This is a genomic window from Lysinibacillus sphaericus (assembly GCF_002982115.1).
Lineage (GTDB): Bacteria > Bacillota > Bacilli > Bacillales_A > Planococcaceae > Lysinibacillus > Lysinibacillus sphaericus.
Genome location: NZ_CP019980.1, coordinates 2,820,296 through 2,836,950, shown reverse-complemented (window position 1 = coordinate 2,836,950; position 16,655 = coordinate 2,820,296). Strand labels below are relative to the sequence as shown.

The window sequence follows — 16,655 nt, the reverse complement described above, 5'->3', positions numbered from 1 at the left end:
TTGATGGAACAATCAATTGTTTTAACGAATGCCAAAATATATGCAGAAAATGGCATTATTGATGATGGATTTATAAAGATGATGGGTATGAACATTGAAGCTATAGGATGGATGCACAATTATAGAACGGATGAGCAAGCGGTTATCATTGATTTACAGGGACATAACGTAATACCTGGCCTCATTGATATTCATATTCACGGTACGTCTGGTGCTGATGTAATGGATGGAGAAATTGCATCGCTGGAAACAATTGTCGAAGCATTGCCCCAGGAAGGGACAACGAGTTTTTTAGCGACGACAATGACACAATCGGACGACCATATTTCACAGGCGTTAAAAAACGCAGCAAATTTTATAAAAAATCATCAACAACCAGGTCAGGCAGAGGTGCTAGGGGTTCATTTAGAAGGGCCATTTGTGAACCCTAGCATGGCAGGGGCTCAACCAGTGGATTTTATCGTGCTGCCAGAAATCTCGCTATTTGAAAAATGGCAAAAGCTAGCTGAAGGAACCATTAAACTAGTTACGTTGGCTCCTGAGCAAAAAGGGGGCTTGGAACTAATCCAGCATTTGAAACAACATGGTGTTGTCATCTCAATCGGCCATTCAAATGCGACATTTGCGCAAGTCCAAAAGGCAATGGCTGCGGGGGCTACGCAAGTAACGCATTTATTTAATCAAATGAAAGGATTGCATCACCGAGAGCCGGGCGTCGCGGGGGCTGCTTTGTTGCTGGAAGAATTATATGCTGAGTTAATTGTAGATGGCATTCATGTATGTCCTGAAATGATTCAGTTAGCATATCAAAGTAAAAAAAGTGAGAAGCTCATTTTAATTACAGATTCCATGCGTGCAAAATGTTTACAAAATGGCAATTATGATTTAGGCGGTCAGTTGGTCTTCGTGAAAGATGGTACGGCTGAATTACAAAATGGCACATTAGCGGGCAGTGTGTTAAAACTTGATGATGCAATGAAAAACATGCTGCATTACTGTGATGACTGTACACTGGAAGATGTTATTATCATGACGTCAAGAAATCCTGCAAAGCAGTTAAATATTAGTCATCGAAAAGGAAGTATTGCAGTAGGGAAGGATGCAGATATAGTAGTTTTAGACGATCATTACGAGGTACTAATGACTTTTTGTAGAGGTGTCCTATCGTATCAAAAAGAACTATCAATGGATGACTAGCATTGGTTTATTTAAGGAGTTTTGTTGTCGAAGAAGCTGATTGTTTTCTTAAATACTAGTAAGTATCGTTTCAACATAGATTTTGTTACGATGTCCGTCGTTTAATATAAACGCTATTTTCACCTCTTTTCTTATCGTTTTCCTTCAAAAGAATAATCTTTTTCACGCTTAAATATTCGGAATATTTAGAATTTTTATAGGGCTATTTAGAAATAAAAGCAATCCCCCAAAGGAGGTGATTTGCGCACTATTTTTTATATCCATAATAAGAAATTTATATTTCCAAATGAAGAGGAGGCGAACGTATGAAAAAATTTTTGGTAGTAGCTATGGCATCAATGTTGGTTTTAGGTGTTGGTATGGCAAATAAAAAAGTAGAAGCTTCTAGGGGCGGAGAATCAGTGGACAGAATAACATGGGAATATGCAGGAGAACTTAAGGCACAAAAAGGATTTGACAAGAATATTGGAACAGCTGGCGTCTTAGCTGGCTCTTATAAAGATTATTTAATCGTAGGAGGAGGTGCTAATTTCCCTTATGATACAGTTTTAAATGGAGGGGCAAAGAAACATTACTCCGATGTCTATGTCTATAAAAAAGATAACAACAAGTTAACGCTGGTAGAGCATACGAACCTTAATCATGAGATTGGTTATGGAGCGTCTATCACGACAGAAAAGGGAATCTATTATATTGGTGGCAGTCCTGACAAAGAATATGCAGATGATATCACATTATTGACGGTTGACCAAAATCAAAAATTGAAAGTAGAGAAAATAGGGGATTTGCCATTTACATTTAGTGATGGGATAGCGGCTGAAAAGAATGGTAAATTGTATATTGGACTTGGTAAGCAAAATGCAAAAGAAAGTAATAAATTATATGAATATGATTTAAAAACATTGAAAATAAAAGAGCTAGCTTCGATACCAGGGGAAAGTGTTCGAAACCAAAGTGTGGCCCAAATATTAAATGGAAACCTTTATGTATTTAGTGGTGGCGGATCTGTTGCCTATACAGATGGTTACCAATATAATATTGAAAAAAATCAATGGTCCAAAGCCTCCTCTGTAAAACTGGATGACAAAGAGCTATCTTTACTTGGCGCTAATTCAGTCAAATTAAATAACAATGAAATGATGGTCATTGGCGGTTTCAATAAAGAAGTTTATGATGATGCAGTAAAAAATTTAGGGACATTAAAAGATGATGAACTTTTGGCATTTAGAACAAAATACTTTACTGCAGATCCTTATGAATTTAAGTGGAATAAAGATGTACTCATCTATAATGCGCAAGAAGATACTTGGCGTTCTGTAGGAAAAGTCCCATTTGATGCACCTTGTGGTGAGGGCTTAGTGTTAATGGATAGCAACATTTATTCTATAAATGGAGAAATTAAACCGGGGGTAAGAACAAACGCAATTTATGCGGGTACACTATTGTTCGATTAAGAACAAACGGTTGCGTGTTGCTCATACTTTGAGGGAATGATTGTGTGAATCATTCCCTTTTTTGGACGGTAACAATGTCTTCAATAATTTCGCCTTCAACAAATGAGGGGATATCTAAGCCAAGTACATGATAAATCGTTGGTGCAATATCTAAATTAGATGTGGTGTTTATTTCTTTCCCTTTTACAATAGCTGTCCCAGTAGCGATAAAAATAGGTTGTAACATCTTTCTAGCAGCATCTCCTCCATGTGTCCCTAATTCAATCGTTGGTGCACTATTTTTTTCCATGTCGCTGCCCATCACATAGCCAGGAGCGCCAATTAATAGAACATCACCTGCGTTTTGATGTTCTAAAAGGGTACTATTGTCGTCTGTATTTTTTATGACCTTTTCATAGGGATGAATTTTTGGTTTCAAAAGATGGTGCCAAAGATCTTTGATATGATGTTGGACAGTAGGGAATGAAAAGCTCTCTACTTTAATGGCAGTTTTCATTTTTTGCACATCATATTGAATAAGTGCTTCCTTATTATCCGAGACTTTTACCTCTTTAAAAGCTTGCATGATTTGGCTACGGACATGTTCATATTGTTCACGTGGTACAACTCCCTTCTTTTCACGGTTTCTCAAATTAATATAGACATGTGCCGCGGAGCCACTAGGAATGGCGTAAGCTTTTGATTGCGCATAGTTTATGTTGTTTTTTTCATCTACAGTTAATAACCCAGCATCTTTTAATACTTTATTAGGGAAAAGAGTAGTATGGGCTGGTTCCATTCCATGATCCGAGACGACAAATAATGCATCATTCTTTTTCAAGGAATTTAATGTTTCACCAACTACTTGATCCGCTAAACGATATGACCATTCGATATAGCCCATATATTTTTCGGACTTTTTAACTGAAAAGTCTGGTTGCCGTGGATCGATTAATAAATACTTATGCTGTTCATAATCTATATGGGGCGTATAAAACATAAGTAAATCAGGGTTGTATTGCTGTTTTATATAAAGAGCAACTTTTGTAACCCACATAACAGATCGGGCGCTGATTTCTTCATATTCCTTTCTCGTAATCCATCCTTTTTCTAGGGCACTGTCGTCATCTTGGACAGGATAAAAACCAAATTGTTGCTCAATCTCATCGGAAAATCCTTTAGGACCACTAATTAAGCTAGAAGTTACGGCCGTTCTATAAAACTTTACAGGATGGCTAAGGTCTTGCATCTCGCCTTTTACTTTAAAGTAAAAACCTGCGGACAGAGAGTCTTTTAACTGGAAGGAAAGAGCTCCCCATTCCTTTGCTGTTACCATCACGTCTTCCGCATCGACCTTTTTATCTGCAGATACTATAAAGGTGTCATAGTTTTGTATTTGATCGTTAGACGAGTCAATCGCTAAAATATGGAGAAGGCGATTTTTTTCATTTTTCATGTCAATAGACAATTCGGTTTCCTTAATAGGGCTGTAGCTTGTAGGGGCATCAATCCATGCGGAAGCTAGTTGAAAGGTTAATGACTCCAAAGTGCTTGGAGACCATGTTTCACCAAAATAAATAGCAAAATCACCTTGTTTTTCTTCTTTAGGATTTGCTCCAGGAAAAGCGATAGTAGCGGTTGTTTTGCCTTGTTTCCTAGCTTCTACCCACACGGGCGGTACTTCGCTTTCTGCTTGGAAACCACTTTCTTCATTATCGATTGCTGTATTTGGTTCGTGAAAATGATTGCTTACGATGCCCGTCTGTTTCGGTGTCGCCCCTGTGGCAATGGCTGCGTGTGAAGGGGCAGTAAGAGAAGGGGTAATGGTAGAAGGATTTTTTGCAGTAACCCCGTTTGCTAACATTTGTTTGATATGAGGTAATTTATTTTCTTGAACATATTTTTTAGTATAGTCATTTTTCATGCCATCAAATGAGATAAGGACAATCTTTCGTTCCGTTTCATCATTTTCCTTTGCTTTACCATCCTGCATGATGGTAAAAAAACATAAATTTAGAGCGATGATGCTTGCATATAAAGTTTTTTTCATGTTTCTTATCCTTTCTTAGACTAACTAGCAATTGAAACAGCACCTAAACGCTTATCCTTTAGCTATGTATTCATTCACGAAGCGCCTTTATCCAAACAATACCCGTTGTCTCCTATTTCAAACGTTTGACTTAATAGAATGTCCAATGTCAATAAACAAGAAAAAGGAGGTGCAAGATTCATGCTTGCACCTCCTTTTTCTTACTTTCTAGCAATTTCTGCAACTTCAGTACCTACATGTACGTGTGGAAGACGGTCTTTCCATGGAACCGCTTCCTCTAATTGTTTCCCAAGCTGAAGCAGTGTTAGCTCATCTGCGAAGCGCCCTGTAAATTGGAGTCCGATTGGTAAGCCTGACGCACTCATCGCAAGTGGCAATGATATCGATGGTTGACCTGTTGCATTAAACAAGTTTGTGAACGGTGCGTATGTGAAAATTTGTTCTGTCCATTCAATTGCTGAAATAGTGGGGTTATTGGCATTTAGCTCCCCGATTTTGGCTGGTAAAGTGGCGATTGTTGGACTTAATAGCACATCATAATCCGCAAAGAATGTTCCAACTTGGCGTGACACAAGTGCATTCGTATGGATGGCTTCTAATAGTGCACTAGCCTTTAACTCTTTGCCATATTCATAACACTGCCAAATGGCTGCTTCAATATGATCGCGTGAAGGTGTTTTCCCAGTTAATGCGGCAGCACCTTCAATCATTTTATAAATATTCGCTGTCCAAATATTGACCGTTGCACTGGAAAAGGTTGCTTGGTCATAAACTGGTCGTGCTTCAACTACTTCATGCCCTAACTGTTCTAATAATTTTACCGTCTTATGAACGGCCTCAATACATTCCATATCGACGGATACACCAGAATTAGTTGCTGTAGTCCAGGCGATTTTTAGTGGTCTTCCCTTTTGTAGTATCGCTTTACTATAGGGCATTTCTGGGCTTTGTATAACCGAGTAGCAACCTAAGTCTGGCCCTGCTACTTGATCCAGTAAAGTAGCGGTATCACGAATGGTTTTAGTAAGGGCAAATTCAATGGCTAGTCCATTTAATGCTTCGCTATTGTAAGGGCCCATCGGTACGCGGCCACGTGAGGGCTTTAAACCGATGACACCACTGCATGATGCGGGAATACGAAGTGATCCACCACCATCATTACCATGTGCGATAGGGACAATGCCGCTAGCAACAGCAGCAGATGCTCCACCACTTGAACCTCCTGGGCTATGGTCTAGATTCCATGGGTTACGAGTAGGGCCGTAAACGACAGCTTCTGTTGCAGCATTATAACCGAATTCCGGTGTTGTCGTTGTACCACTTAATACAAAACCTGCGTTTTTAAAACGTTTCATTAATTCACTGTCAACGGACATCACCGCCTTTTCTGCCACACGACTGCCCATACTATGTGGCACATCCTCCGCATGAATGACAAGTTCTTTAATTAAAAAGGGGACACCTGCAAATGGTTGTTGTTCATGTAAAGTTGACATTGCTTTTTCAGCCTGTTCCTCTAATACGCTAACAACGGCATTAATCGAAGCGTTCACTTTGTCAATTCCTTGTAGCGCTAATGTTGTAAGTTCTTGCGGTGTCACCTGCTTTGTTTTTACTAACTCTGCTAATCCAAGCCCATCATAGGAAGCATATTCTTGTAAATTCATCTGATCACCTCATTATTAGTTTGACTTACAAGTTTATTTTAAAATGATAAATGAAAAAGTAACATTACCCGAAAGTATAAAATTGCTTTAAAGAGAATATATGTGTTTAAAAGAGAGAATAGAGGTGATTATAATATTTTTTGAAATAAAAGAGGTGAACTATTTACTAGAAGCAATGGTTAGAATTTCAAATATTAATTTGCAACAAACAAGTGAAGATTTTAAATTGAATGTTTTGCAAGTATTAAGTGAATGTTGTCACTACGAGCATGCTATATTCTGGGAAGTGATAGATGACGAGTTAACTAATCAACCAGTGTGTTTTAATGTAGAAGCGTATACAGTGGAAAATTATTTAAATGTATATAAATTTTATGATCCTTTACATCCGATGAATATGCAAAACCAGCCTGATATTCAATTAATGCAACAAAACGAAGTGATATCAAGAAAGAATAAGCGTTATTATATAGAAAGCTTTTTACAATACCATGATTTTATAGATGAAATGGTGATGTATTTGACTATACAACATAAGCCATCCGCGGCAATTGGCTTTTTGCGCAAAAAGGGGGAAAAGCCCTTTACCGAACAGGATCGACAAAAGCTATTAGTTGTGAAGCGCTTGATTGAAAATAGTTATTTATTACATCAATACGTTCAGCCAGCACAATCATTGCAAATTACCCAACGTGAAAAGGAACTGTTACGCTATTTATGTAAAGGGTTTAAAAATGCAGAAATTGCTAGTATTTTATATGTCAGTGAAAATACGGTGAAGAAGCATCTGCAAAATTTATATCGGAAATTTCAAGTCACTTCCCGAACGCAGCTCGTGTTAAAATATGCTGACAACTTTCGTATATAAAATGATGTACAAAACGTAATCCTTACGTTAAACAAATATTAACTACTCGCCTTATACATCCCATAAAAAATGACCAATAGCAGTGTTGTATGTTAAGAAAGAACACTGGCATTGGTCATTTTTTTATAGTCTATTTTTTCAATTACAATCCTCTTAAGCAGCTACAAACTTCGCAAAATCTTAAGACAAAATCCATTGTAGGCCTTGAATGACATCATTTAAAATAGTTTCATAGTATAGAGAAAGTACTATAACTATTTAAATATTTTAATTTTAATTTAAACCAACAAAACTAACTGGTAAAGTATATAATGAAAGGACAAAAGGAGGTAGAAGTATGACTTTGTATTTTGATCATTTAGTTCATCAAGTTCAGTCACCAGAAAATATGAAAGTCTTTTTAAATAAACGTCATATCCATACCGTGAATGGTGGGCAACACACAATGTGGGGGACATATAATACGTTAAGCTATTTTGGATTAAGCTATATTGAACAAATAGCAGTATACGATCATGCACTATTTGAGGAAGCGGCTAAATTACCGTATTCTCTGCATTATACGTTCAAACAGAACAATGAGCGCTATGGTTTTTCAAGAATTGCTTTACGTACAACAAATATAGAGCAAGAGGCACAACGATTAAGTGCTCTTGGTTTCGATGTTTATGGACCAGATGCTTGTAGTCGAACGAGACCAGATGGATCAGTTGTGCATTGGAAACTATTGCATTTTGGGAAAGTAGGGCAAGCAATTGATTTTCCATTTTTTATTGAGTGGGCTGATGGAGATGAGGAGCGCTATGCGCAGTTAATAGCCAGTGGGGCGGTAACAACATCACAAACGATTTCAATGGAATCTGTGCAATTTTATGTGCAAGATGCACAGGCAACAGCAAAGTTATGGCATGAAGTATTACAATTACCGGAGCCAGTTGTACATTCCGAGTTTATTGCCTTACATTTGCCAAATATTCGTTTAGATTTCTATGAAGAAGCTGCTGCTACAAAAATGATGCTTGGACATAAAAGTGAAGGGCCTTTCGGAGTGACATTGAAGGATACTGATCGAACAAAGGAAACATTAATGTTTCCTTCGGCATTTTATTGGCTTAACCCTTAGAGATGTTTAAAGTAGGACCGTTTATAAATAAGGAGCTGTTCAGTTGTTGAACAGCTCCTTGTACCTTATAATTTCACAACATTGGATGCTTGCGGACCGCGATTGCCTTCCACTACATCAAATGAAACCTTTTGCCCTTCTTCAAGTGTACGGAAGCCTTCCTCTTGTATGCCCGTAAAATGTACAAATACATCTTCTCCATCATCACATTCAATAAAGCCATAACCTTTTTCGTTATTGAACCACTTTACGATTCCTTGTTGCATAAGCATTCGCCTCCAATGCGCTTGAATGTAAAATACTATCAATTAAATCGTGACATAATTGAAAAAATATGAAAAATTGCATTTTCTCTTAGAACATACATGAATTCATTAGAGATGTCAATTGATTGTCGAAATATTGCATAACTAACTGTGTATTCTTTCACAATAAAGTCTATAATGGAGTTGAATCATATATAGAGAAAGTAGGGTTCCATATGACAACGAAAAATCAACCTTTATCAGATTTAGAAATTGCTAGCCAAGCGGTAATGAAGCCAATTATAGACATCGCCAAAGCGGCCGGCATTCCAGAGGATGCATTAGAACAATACGGTCGCTACAAAGCTAAAATCGATCCTTTAAAAATAACAGCTCATGGTGAGGATGCAAAGGTGGTATTAGTGACCGCCATTAGTCCAACGCCAGCTGGTGAAGGAAAATCAACAGTTACGGTTGGGTTAGCAGATGCCCTTCATCAATTAAAGAAAAATGTTGTTGTTGCATTGCGTGAGCCTTCCCTAGGCCCAGTAATGGGTGTCAAAGGGGGCGCAACGGGTGGTGGCTATGCACAAGTTGTACCGATGGAGGATATTAACCTACATTTTACTGGTGACTTACACGCCATCACAACAGCGAACAATGCGCTGTCAGCATTTATTGATAATCATATCCATCAAGGGAATGCCTTAAACATAGATCCTCGTCGTATCATTTGGAAACGTGTGATGGACATGAATGACCGTGCGCTTCGAAAAGTGGTGATTGGTCTTGGTGGACCAGTACAAGGGATGCCACGTGAGGATGGCTTTGATATTACAGTTGCCTCTGAAATTATGGCGGTATTTTGTTTGGCAACTAGCATAGATGATTTGCGTGAGCGTTTAGCAAGCATCGTGATTGGTTATACATTTGATCGTGAGCCAGTATTTGTGCGCGATTTACAAGTACAAGGCGCACTAACGCTGCTATTAAAAGATGCCTTCAAACCAAACTTAGTACAAACACTTGAAGGGACACCTGCAATTATTCATGGCGGTCCATTTGCGAATATCGCACATGGCTGTAACTCCATTATGGCAACACAAACAGCACGTAAGCTAGCTGATATCGTCGTAACAGAAGCGGGCTTCGGTTCCGATTTAGGCGCCGAGAAGTTTATGAACATTAAAGCACGTAAAGCAGGTTTTAAACCAAGTGCGGTAGTAATTGTAGCAACCATTCGTGCATTGAAAATGCATGGCGGAGTAGCAAAAACAGCACTTGTTGGAGAAAACGTGCCTGCCCTGTTACAAGGCATCGAAAATTTAGCGAAACATGTGGAGACGATTCGTACATTTGGTGTTGAACCAATTATCGCGTTAAACCGTTTTATTACAGACACAGAAGCAGAACTAGAAGCCGTGCTAAACTGGTGTCAAGAAAATCATGTGCGCATTGCCCGTACAAATGTCTGGGAAGAGGGCGGCAAAGGTGGATTAGCCTTAGCAGAACAAGTAATATCTGTGTTAGATGAAGAAAATAATTTCTCTCCTTTATATGATGTAACCGAATCAATTGAAGAAAAAGTACGTACTATTGTGCAGAAAGTTTACGGCGGGAAAGATGTCCAATTTACAGACCAAGCGAAAAAACAAATGGCGCAAATCGAAAAATTTGGTTGGGATACGTTGCCGATATGTATGGCCAAAACACAATATTCGTTATCTGACCAACCAAGTTTACTAGGGCGTCCTGAAGGCTTTACCGTAACGATTCGTGAAGTCATTCCAAAGCTTGGTGCAGGATTTTTAGTTTGCTTAACAGGCGATATAATGACAATGCCTGGTTTACCTAAACAGCCAGCTGCCCTACGTATGGATGTTGATAGTGAAGGACATGCGGTCGGGTTGTTTTAATTAAATATCGCGGGTAAAAGTAGTTGTTTCGCGGGTAAAGTTTAAAAAAACGCGGATAAAATACCTCAATTCGCGGGTAAAAGCATTCACAATATAAAAGCTGCCAACATCTCAATAAGATGGGCAGCTTTTATTGTTCCTTCAGCGGGAGGGTATTACATGCAGTCAATTTCTTTCCTACTTCCTTCGTAACGTATTACTTCCTTTTTACCTAAAATGAACTTCGGAAAAATGTTGCCTAAATGAATTATCGATCCTTGTTAGCACGACTCCAATGATGCGGCATTTCGCAAAATGATCACATAGTGGATGATACATGAATCATTAAAGGTAGACGTTACGTTCCAATCTACTCAGGTATCGAATAGTAGAAGGTAACATCGTTTAATGAAGAATCCATCATACCTTGCTACATTTGGTAAAAGCCTTCGTGGTCGTGCAAACAAAACTAACTGGTTGTTCACAAATTTTTGTATTGTACATGTACTATGCGGGTTGACAAACTTGAAAATAAGGGAAAATGTTCACTTTTATTGAAGATGATCGGTTACACTATACGCATTTCATCATTCTGTCAAACAGTATTCAATTGTAAGCCCGCTGAAGTTATTTAAGCTAGTAAAACACATAGTTTTTTGTACGCTACGCAAATTGTGAGTATACAGAACAATAGAGGTTGTTCTGTATGTTTATTTTACAATAGTCTGAATAATTAATCAATTGATATGTATTTTTTATTTGTTTTTCTCTAGAAAAGGCTACATCGTTACCAACTTCCGATAGCAATACAGTATAATAGGCAAAGAGGAAGGACTGAGAATGGATATGAATGATTTAAAAAACAAGGTACGTGGTATCTATGAGCAATTTGATGCGAGTCATGATTTTCAACATATTGAGCGCGTTTATGAAAATGCGGTAGCGATTTTACATACAGAACCAGATGCAGATGCAGAGGTTGTGAAAATGGCGGTGCTTTTGCATGATGTGAGTGATAAAAAGTATACAGATAGCAAAGAACAAGAAGAACAGCTTATTAATGAATTGCCGATTAGTGATGCAAAAAAACAACATATTCGTGATTGCATCGCACAAGTGTCGTTTAATGGGGGCAATGAACTGAAAGCCACTTCACTTGAAGCGAAAATTGTGCGTGATGCTGATCGTTTAGATGCCATTGGCGCAATCGGCATTGCACGGACATTTGCTTATGGTGGTGCCAAAGGTCGTAAACTATACGATGATACAGAAGAAGCACGTACAACAATGACCGAGGAAGATTATCGAAGTAAAAATACATCTTCTGTAACCCATTTTTATGAGAAGCTTTTATTATTGAAAGATTTAATGACGACTGATAAAGGCAAGCAAATGGCAAATGAACGCCATCAATTTATGGTCAGCTTTTTACAGCAATTACAGAATGAAAGAGATGGAAAAGCATAATGAGTCATTTAATCGTACAAAATTTAACGAAGACAGTGGGCGATAAAACGCTCTTTCAAAATATCGAATTTACAATTTATGAAGGGGAGCGTGCGGGTCTCATCGGCATTAATGGTACAGGGAAATCTACGTTGCTGTCCATTTTAGCTGGTCAAATCGAAGCGGATGCAATTGCCATTGATCGTCCGAATAAATATCGTATAGCGTATTTACCCCAAGAACCAACATTTAATAGTGGTGAAACGGTACTACAAGCCGTGTTTGCAGGCGATTCGCCCGTTTTACAACTGAACCGACAATATGAAGAAACTGTGGCTGCGCTTGCGATGAACCCAACGTCAGAAAGCTTACAAAAAACATTGTTTAGCTTACAGCAACGTATGGATGAGGAGCAAGCTTGGGATGTCAATGCCCTTGCGAAAACCGCGCTGACAAAGCTTGGTATTGAAATGTTTGATAAAGAAGTGTTAACCCTTTCAGGTGGTCAACAAAAACGTGTCGCTTTAGCAAAAGTGTTAATTGAGCCAGCAGACCTTTATTTATTGGACGAGCCGACCAACCATTTAGATGTACAGTCCACAGAATGGTTGCAGGAAATGGTATTGCGCTTAAAAGGTGCTGTTATTTTCATTACCCATGATCGTTATTTCTTAGATGAATTATCAACCCATATATATGAAATTGCCGACCAAACGCTATATCGACATACAGGCAACTATGGAGACTTTTTAGAGGCTCGTGCGATTCGTGAGGAAATGGCCGCGGCTTCAGCCCAAAAAGATCGCAATCGTTATCGTTCGGAGTTAAAATGGATTCGTCGCGGTGCAAAGGCGCGCTCCACAAAGCAAAAAGCTCGTATTCAGCGTTTCGAACAATTGGAAGACAACTTAGAACGCAAGTCAGATGATGTGTCACTGGAATTGGGCTTAGCGACAACACGCCTTGGACGCAAAGTATTAGAGGCTGAAAATATATCAAAGGCTTTTGGTGCACAAAAAATCGTTGAGCATTTTACGTTTTTACTGCAACAAGGCGATCGTATTGGTATTATCGGTGCCAATGGCGTTGGTAAATCCACTTTACTTAATATGCTAGCTGGCGAACTTTCACCGGATAAGGGAGAGATTCATGTCGGTTCTACCGTCAAACTTGCCCATTTTAAACAAACGTTACCGAAAATGAATGAAAATGAGCGCATGATTGAATATATTCGTGAAGCGTCAAATGACATTACCGATGCAGAAGGTGTACGCTATTCCGCTGCCCAAATGTTGGAGCGTTTTTTATTCCCACTACATGCACACGGTACACCAATCGGTAAATTATCCGGTGGAGAACGGAAGCGCCTGCACTTATTAAGACTTTTAATGGAACAACCAAATGTCCTGTTATTGGATGAGCCGACAAATGATTTAGATATTGAAACGCTAGGAGTATTAGAAGACTTTATCGAACATTTCCCAGGCGTCGTCATCACCATTTCCCACGATCGCTTCTTCCTTGATCGTATAGCTAAAAAGCTATGGATATTAGACGGGCAAGGACATGTCGATGAGTCGCTTGATATTTATAGCGATTATTTACAAAAGCGTGAGCAGGAAACATCTGTCAAGGTAGAAGCACCAAAAGTGGAGAAACAAAAGATTGATAAGCCAAAATCTGACAAGAAAAAACTGTCGTTTAAAGAACAAAAAGAATGGGAAACCATTGCAGATGAGATCGAAAAAACAGAGACAACGATTATGGAAACCGAGGCAGGGATTGCAAACGCTGGCGCTGATTTTACTAAATTGCAGGAGTTAACGGCGAAATTAGATGAACTAAATGCACATTATGAGCATCTCATTGAAAGATGGTCGTACTTAGATGAAATCGTAAACGGATAAGGAGTGTATTACATGAAAATACTTACAATTGAACCGACGCCAAGTCCTAATTCAATGAAGATTATCGTCGATACGGAGTTACCGTTTGGCAAAAGCTTTAACTTTACAAAGGACAACAAAGACGAAGCGACAGGAGAAGCGGCAGCTATTTTAGCCATAGAAGGGGTTAAAGGCGTCTATCATGTAGCGGACTTCTTTGCAGTCGAACGTAATGCAAAGTACGGCTGGGAAAGTATTTTATCGAGCATTCGACAAGTATTGGGGGAAGATGTAGCGGAGGCTAGCGACATCCAAATTGCCAATGAATTTTTCGGTGAAGTTTATGTCCATGTCCAGTTCTACAAGCAAGTGCCGTTACAAGTAAAAGTATTTGACAATCAGCGAGAATACCGTGTGAGCTGTGGTGATCGTTTTGTCGATGCATTTAATAACATTATTGCTACAGATGTCGATGAAAACTACATCTTCCAACGTAAATGGATTGACTATGGCGTTCGTTATGGTGAGCTTGAGGAAATTGCGGAAGCGGTCAAACAGGAAATCGATGTGACCTATTCTGTACAACGTTTAGCTGATATTGTTGCAACGGCGAATGATACAGAAAAGACCAATCAAAAACCAGCTAAGTTAAAAATAACGGTGGAACAGTTCCAACAGCCTGAATGGGAAAAACGTTTCCAATTACTTGATCAAATGGCAGATCCCGAGCTTGATGATTTACCACTTTTAGATTTAGCTTTGCAAGATGAGCAAATGTCCATCCGTCGTTTGGCAACGGTCTACTTAGGCATGATTGAAGATGTAGCAGTAGTACCATACTTGGAAAAAGCATTGCGTGATAAAAGTGCTGCGGTGCGCCGTACAGCAGGAGACTGTATGAGTGACCTAGGCTTTGTGGAGTTTGAAGAGGCAATGCAACAAGCATTACAAGATAAAAATAAACTTGTCCGCTGGCGCGCAGCAATGTACCTGTATGAAGTAGGAACAGAGCAATCTTTACAAGCGTTAAAGGCAGTCGAAGATGACAAAGAATTTGAAGTAAAACTTCAAGTGAAAATGGCGATTGCCCGTATTGAGCAAGGAGAAGAAGCAAAAGGCTCAGTGTGGAAGCAAATGACCGAATCACGTCAACAATAATTGCATAAAAGTCATTACAAGAGCATCTAATTTCGATGCTCTTGTTGTATTTTTCGCTGCTAGAATCAAGAGACACTAAAGCATCCGAAATCGCCAATAAATTCTCCAGTATCGCTAATCAGGCGTGGAAAAGTAATTTAAGTAGTAGGTGAAGCCGCTTTTTCAAATGCTTTCTTAAAGGCATACATATAATTTTTAATTGCTCGTTGACTAATTTCTACTTGTGGGACCATGTGTTCAAAGCCATGAAAGCATCCAGGATATAGATGAAATTCAGTCGGTACACCCGCTTTTGTAAGCCTCGCAACATATTCAATAGTTTCATCGCGGAATGGATCTAAATCGCCGATAAATGTATACGTAGGAGGAAGATTAGCATAATCGTCTGCATGCAGAGGAGCTGCATAAATAGGCGCTTCACTAGCGTAATGAGGCCCTAAATACATTTCCCATGCACGCTGATTTTGCGGACCATTCCATACTCTAGCATCAGTAATTTCATTATTTGACGGTAAAATACAACGATTATCAATCATTGGATAAAGTGGCATTTGAAAAGCAATTTTCGGCCCTTTTCGATCCCTTGCCAACAAGGAAACCGCGGCAGTTAATCCACCTCCAGCACTTGCACCATGGACAGCAAGCCGTGTTAAATCAATCCCTAGTTCAGAAGCATTTGCCGCTAGCCATTCAAGGGCTGTATAGCAATCTTCTACACCAGCAGGGTAAGGATGTTCAGGTGCTAAGCGATAGCCAACTGAAACGACAACACAATCTAATTGAGCAACAAGCATTTGACAACTTGCATCAAACATTTCGATTGAGCCAATGATAAATCCCCCACCATGAATATATAAAATAGCAGGTACAGCGCCATATTTTTCAACTGGTTCATAAATTCGAATACGAACGTCTGGGGCCCCGTTAGGACTAGCAATAAAGCGCTCTGATATCATAACATTCTCCATTTTTACTTCGTCACCGCTAAGCATTTCATTCATCGCACCACGCGACTGTGCAATATTCTCTCTTGTTAAATGCAAATCTTCCATAGCTGATAAGAACGTTTTTAATTCAGGGTGTACTCGATTTTCCACTTGCATGCCCTCCTTATATTGAAACGATATTTTAATTGTGATTAAAATATCACAATTAAAATATAGTACAATGATTAAGAGAAGTCAAACGAAAAAAAGAGTATTTAGAAAATTGGGGGAATGACAATGCAGTTACTTATCCAATCGGGTGATCTTGGGCCAAAATGGTTCCATGTCGCATTGCGAGCAATTGTCCTCATGGCGGAATCGAACGAACTACTAAAAAGTAATGTCATTGCCGAGACACTAGGGGAAGATGCTACATTCATTAGAAAAATGCTCGCCAAACTTGCAGAACAGGATTATGTACAGGCGCATAGTGGTCGTTATGGGGGCTATTGTCTCAATAAAACACCAGCGCAAATTACGATGCAAGATATTTATAAAGTGTTAGGAAATGACAATGAAACACCCTATTGGTCGGTGCCATCTACCGGTTCAGAACGTTTTATCTCTATGGTTATTGCAAAAGCCGAAAAAACGTTTCAATCGGTACTGGCCGACTATACAATTCAAGATATTTTGGAGAATAGAAGTCAATAGGTGGTAGGGAATAAGACTCGTAGACTCTGTACTTATTTTAATAATGG

13 protein-coding genes are annotated in these 16,655 nt (G+C 39.0%); 9 read left to right on the top strand and 4 right to left on the bottom strand.

Annotation, left to right across the window (positions count from 1 at the left end):
• Positions 1-3: 3 nt before the first annotated feature.
• Positions 4-1,197, top strand: coding sequence for an N-acetylglucosamine-6-phosphate deacetylase (gene nagA, locus LS41612_RS14340; RefSeq protein WP_024363470.1), 1,194 nt, complete (start codon positions 4-6; stop codon positions 1,195-1,197).
• Positions 1,198-1,502: 305 nt separating this feature from the next.
• Positions 1,503-2,651, top strand: a complete 1,149-nt coding sequence (locus tag LS41612_RS14335) for a cyclically-permuted mutarotase family protein (protein ID WP_024363471.1) — start codon at positions 1,503-1,505, stop codon at positions 2,649-2,651.
• A 49-nt stretch (positions 2,652-2,700) separates the two neighbouring features.
• Here the strand turns inward: LS41612_RS14335 and LS41612_RS14330 are convergent, their stop codons facing one another.
• The gene (locus tag LS41612_RS14330; protein ID WP_024363472.1) at positions 2,701-4,680 is read right to left on the bottom strand and encodes an alkaline phosphatase family protein; all 1,980 of its coding nucleotides are present in this window, start codon (positions 4,678-4,680) and stop codon (positions 2,701-2,703) included.
• A 200-nt stretch (positions 4,681-4,880) separates the two neighbouring features.
• Complete coding sequence (locus LS41612_RS14325) at positions 4,881-6,347, bottom strand: amidase (protein WP_024363473.1); 1,467 nt, start codon at positions 6,345-6,347, stop codon at positions 4,881-4,883.
• Positions 6,348-6,471: 124 nt separating this feature from the next.
• On the opposite strand from LS41612_RS14325, the gene LS41612_RS14320 reads away from it, so the two are divergent.
• Both LS41612_RS14320 and LS41612_RS14315 read left to right on the top strand, forming a co-directional pair.
• Positions 6,472-7,215 (top strand): response regulator transcription factor, encoded by a 744-nt coding sequence (locus tag LS41612_RS14320; RefSeq protein ID WP_233433799.1) that lies wholly within the window; start codon positions 6,472-6,474, stop codon positions 7,213-7,215.
• 337 nt (positions 7,216-7,552) lie between these two features.
• The gene (locus tag LS41612_RS14315; protein WP_024363475.1) at positions 7,553-8,338 is read left to right on the top strand and encodes a VOC family protein; all 786 of its coding nucleotides are present in this window, start codon (positions 7,553-7,555) and stop codon (positions 8,336-8,338) included.
• 65 nt (positions 8,339-8,403) lie between these two features.
• Here LS41612_RS14315 and LS41612_RS14310 read toward each other — a convergent pair whose 3' ends face one another.
• Positions 8,404-8,604 carry a cold-shock protein gene (locus LS41612_RS14310; RefSeq protein ID WP_004269397.1) on the bottom strand — a complete coding sequence of 67 codons (201 nt, stop codon included), beginning with the start codon at positions 8,602-8,604 and terminating at the stop codon, positions 8,404-8,406.
• Positions 8,605-8,819: 215 nt separating this feature from the next.
• Here LS41612_RS14310 and LS41612_RS14305 point away from each other — a divergent pair, with 215 nt between their 5' ends.
• From LS41612_RS14305 to LS41612_RS14290, 4 genes are all read left to right on the top strand, one after another.
• A complete protein-coding gene (locus LS41612_RS14305; RefSeq protein ID WP_024363476.1) occupies positions 8,820-10,499 on the top strand; it encodes a formate--tetrahydrofolate ligase in 1,680 nt (559 codons plus the stop codon).
• An 825-nt stretch (positions 10,500-11,324) separates the two neighbouring features.
• On the top strand, positions 11,325-11,945 hold the full coding sequence (locus LS41612_RS14300) for an HD domain-containing protein (RefSeq protein ID WP_024363477.1): 621 nt from the start codon (positions 11,325-11,327) through the stop codon (positions 11,943-11,945).
• Positions 11,945-13,831 carry an ABC-F family ATP-binding cassette domain-containing protein gene (locus LS41612_RS14295; RefSeq protein WP_024363478.1) on the top strand — a complete coding sequence of 629 codons (1,887 nt, stop codon included), beginning with the start codon at positions 11,945-11,947 and terminating at the stop codon, positions 13,829-13,831. The genes LS41612_RS14300 and LS41612_RS14295 overlap by 1 nt, the downstream gene beginning before the upstream one ends.
• Before the next feature lie 12 nt (positions 13,832-13,843).
• The gene (locus LS41612_RS14290) at positions 13,844-14,968 is read left to right on the top strand and encodes a conserved virulence factor C family protein (RefSeq protein WP_024363479.1); all 1,125 of its coding nucleotides are present in this window, start codon (positions 13,844-13,846) and stop codon (positions 14,966-14,968) included.
• A 137-nt stretch (positions 14,969-15,105) separates the two neighbouring features.
• On the opposite strand, the gene LS41612_RS14285 is transcribed toward LS41612_RS14290, so the two are convergent.
• A complete protein-coding gene (locus LS41612_RS14285; protein WP_024363480.1) occupies positions 15,106-16,065 on the bottom strand; it encodes an alpha/beta hydrolase in 960 nt (319 codons plus the stop codon).
• Between the two features lie 126 nt (positions 16,066-16,191).
• On the opposite strand from LS41612_RS14285, the gene LS41612_RS14280 reads away from it, so the two are divergent.
• Positions 16,192-16,608, top strand: a complete 417-nt coding sequence (locus tag LS41612_RS14280; protein WP_024363481.1) for an Rrf2 family transcriptional regulator — start codon at positions 16,192-16,194, stop codon at positions 16,606-16,608.
• Positions 16,609-16,655: the final 47 nt, after the last annotated feature.

Bases quoted from the DNA above. Each gene is read 5' to 3' on its own strand.
- LS41612_RS14315 (WP_024363475.1), top strand. From the start codon at position 7,553: ATGACTTTGTATTTTGATCATTTAGTTCATCAAGTTCAGTCACCAGAA.
- LS41612_RS14290 (WP_024363479.1), top strand. From the start codon at position 13,844: ATGAAAATACTTACAATTGAACCGACGCCAAGTCCTAATTCAATGAAG.
- LS41612_RS14305 (WP_024363476.1), top strand. From the start codon at position 8,820: ATGACAACGAAAAATCAACCTTTATCAGATTTAGAAATTGCTAGCCAA.
- LS41612_RS14300 (WP_024363477.1), top strand. From the start codon at position 11,325: ATGAATGATTTAAAAAACAAGGTACGTGGTATCTATGAGCAATTTGAT.
- nagA (WP_024363470.1), top strand. From the start codon at position 4: ATGGAACAATCAATTGTTTTAACGAATGCCAAAATATATGCAGAAAAT.
- LS41612_RS14325 (WP_024363473.1), bottom strand. From the start codon at position 6,347: ATGAATTTACAAGAATATGCTTCCTATGATGGGCTTGGATTAGCAGAG.
- LS41612_RS14330 (WP_024363472.1), bottom strand. From the start codon at position 4,680: ATGAAAAAAACTTTATATGCAAGCATCATCGCTCTAAATTTATGTTTT.
- LS41612_RS14335 (WP_024363471.1), top strand. From the start codon at position 1,503: ATGAAAAAATTTTTGGTAGTAGCTATGGCATCAATGTTGGTTTTAGGT.
- LS41612_RS14280 (WP_024363481.1), top strand. From the start codon at position 16,192: ATGCAGTTACTTATCCAATCGGGTGATCTTGGGCCAAAATGGTTCCAT.
- LS41612_RS14310 (WP_004269397.1), bottom strand. From the start codon at position 8,604: ATGCAACAAGGAATCGTAAAGTGGTTCAATAACGAAAAAGGTTATGGC.
- LS41612_RS14295 (WP_024363478.1), top strand. From the start codon at position 11,945: ATGAGTCATTTAATCGTACAAAATTTAACGAAGACAGTGGGCGATAAA.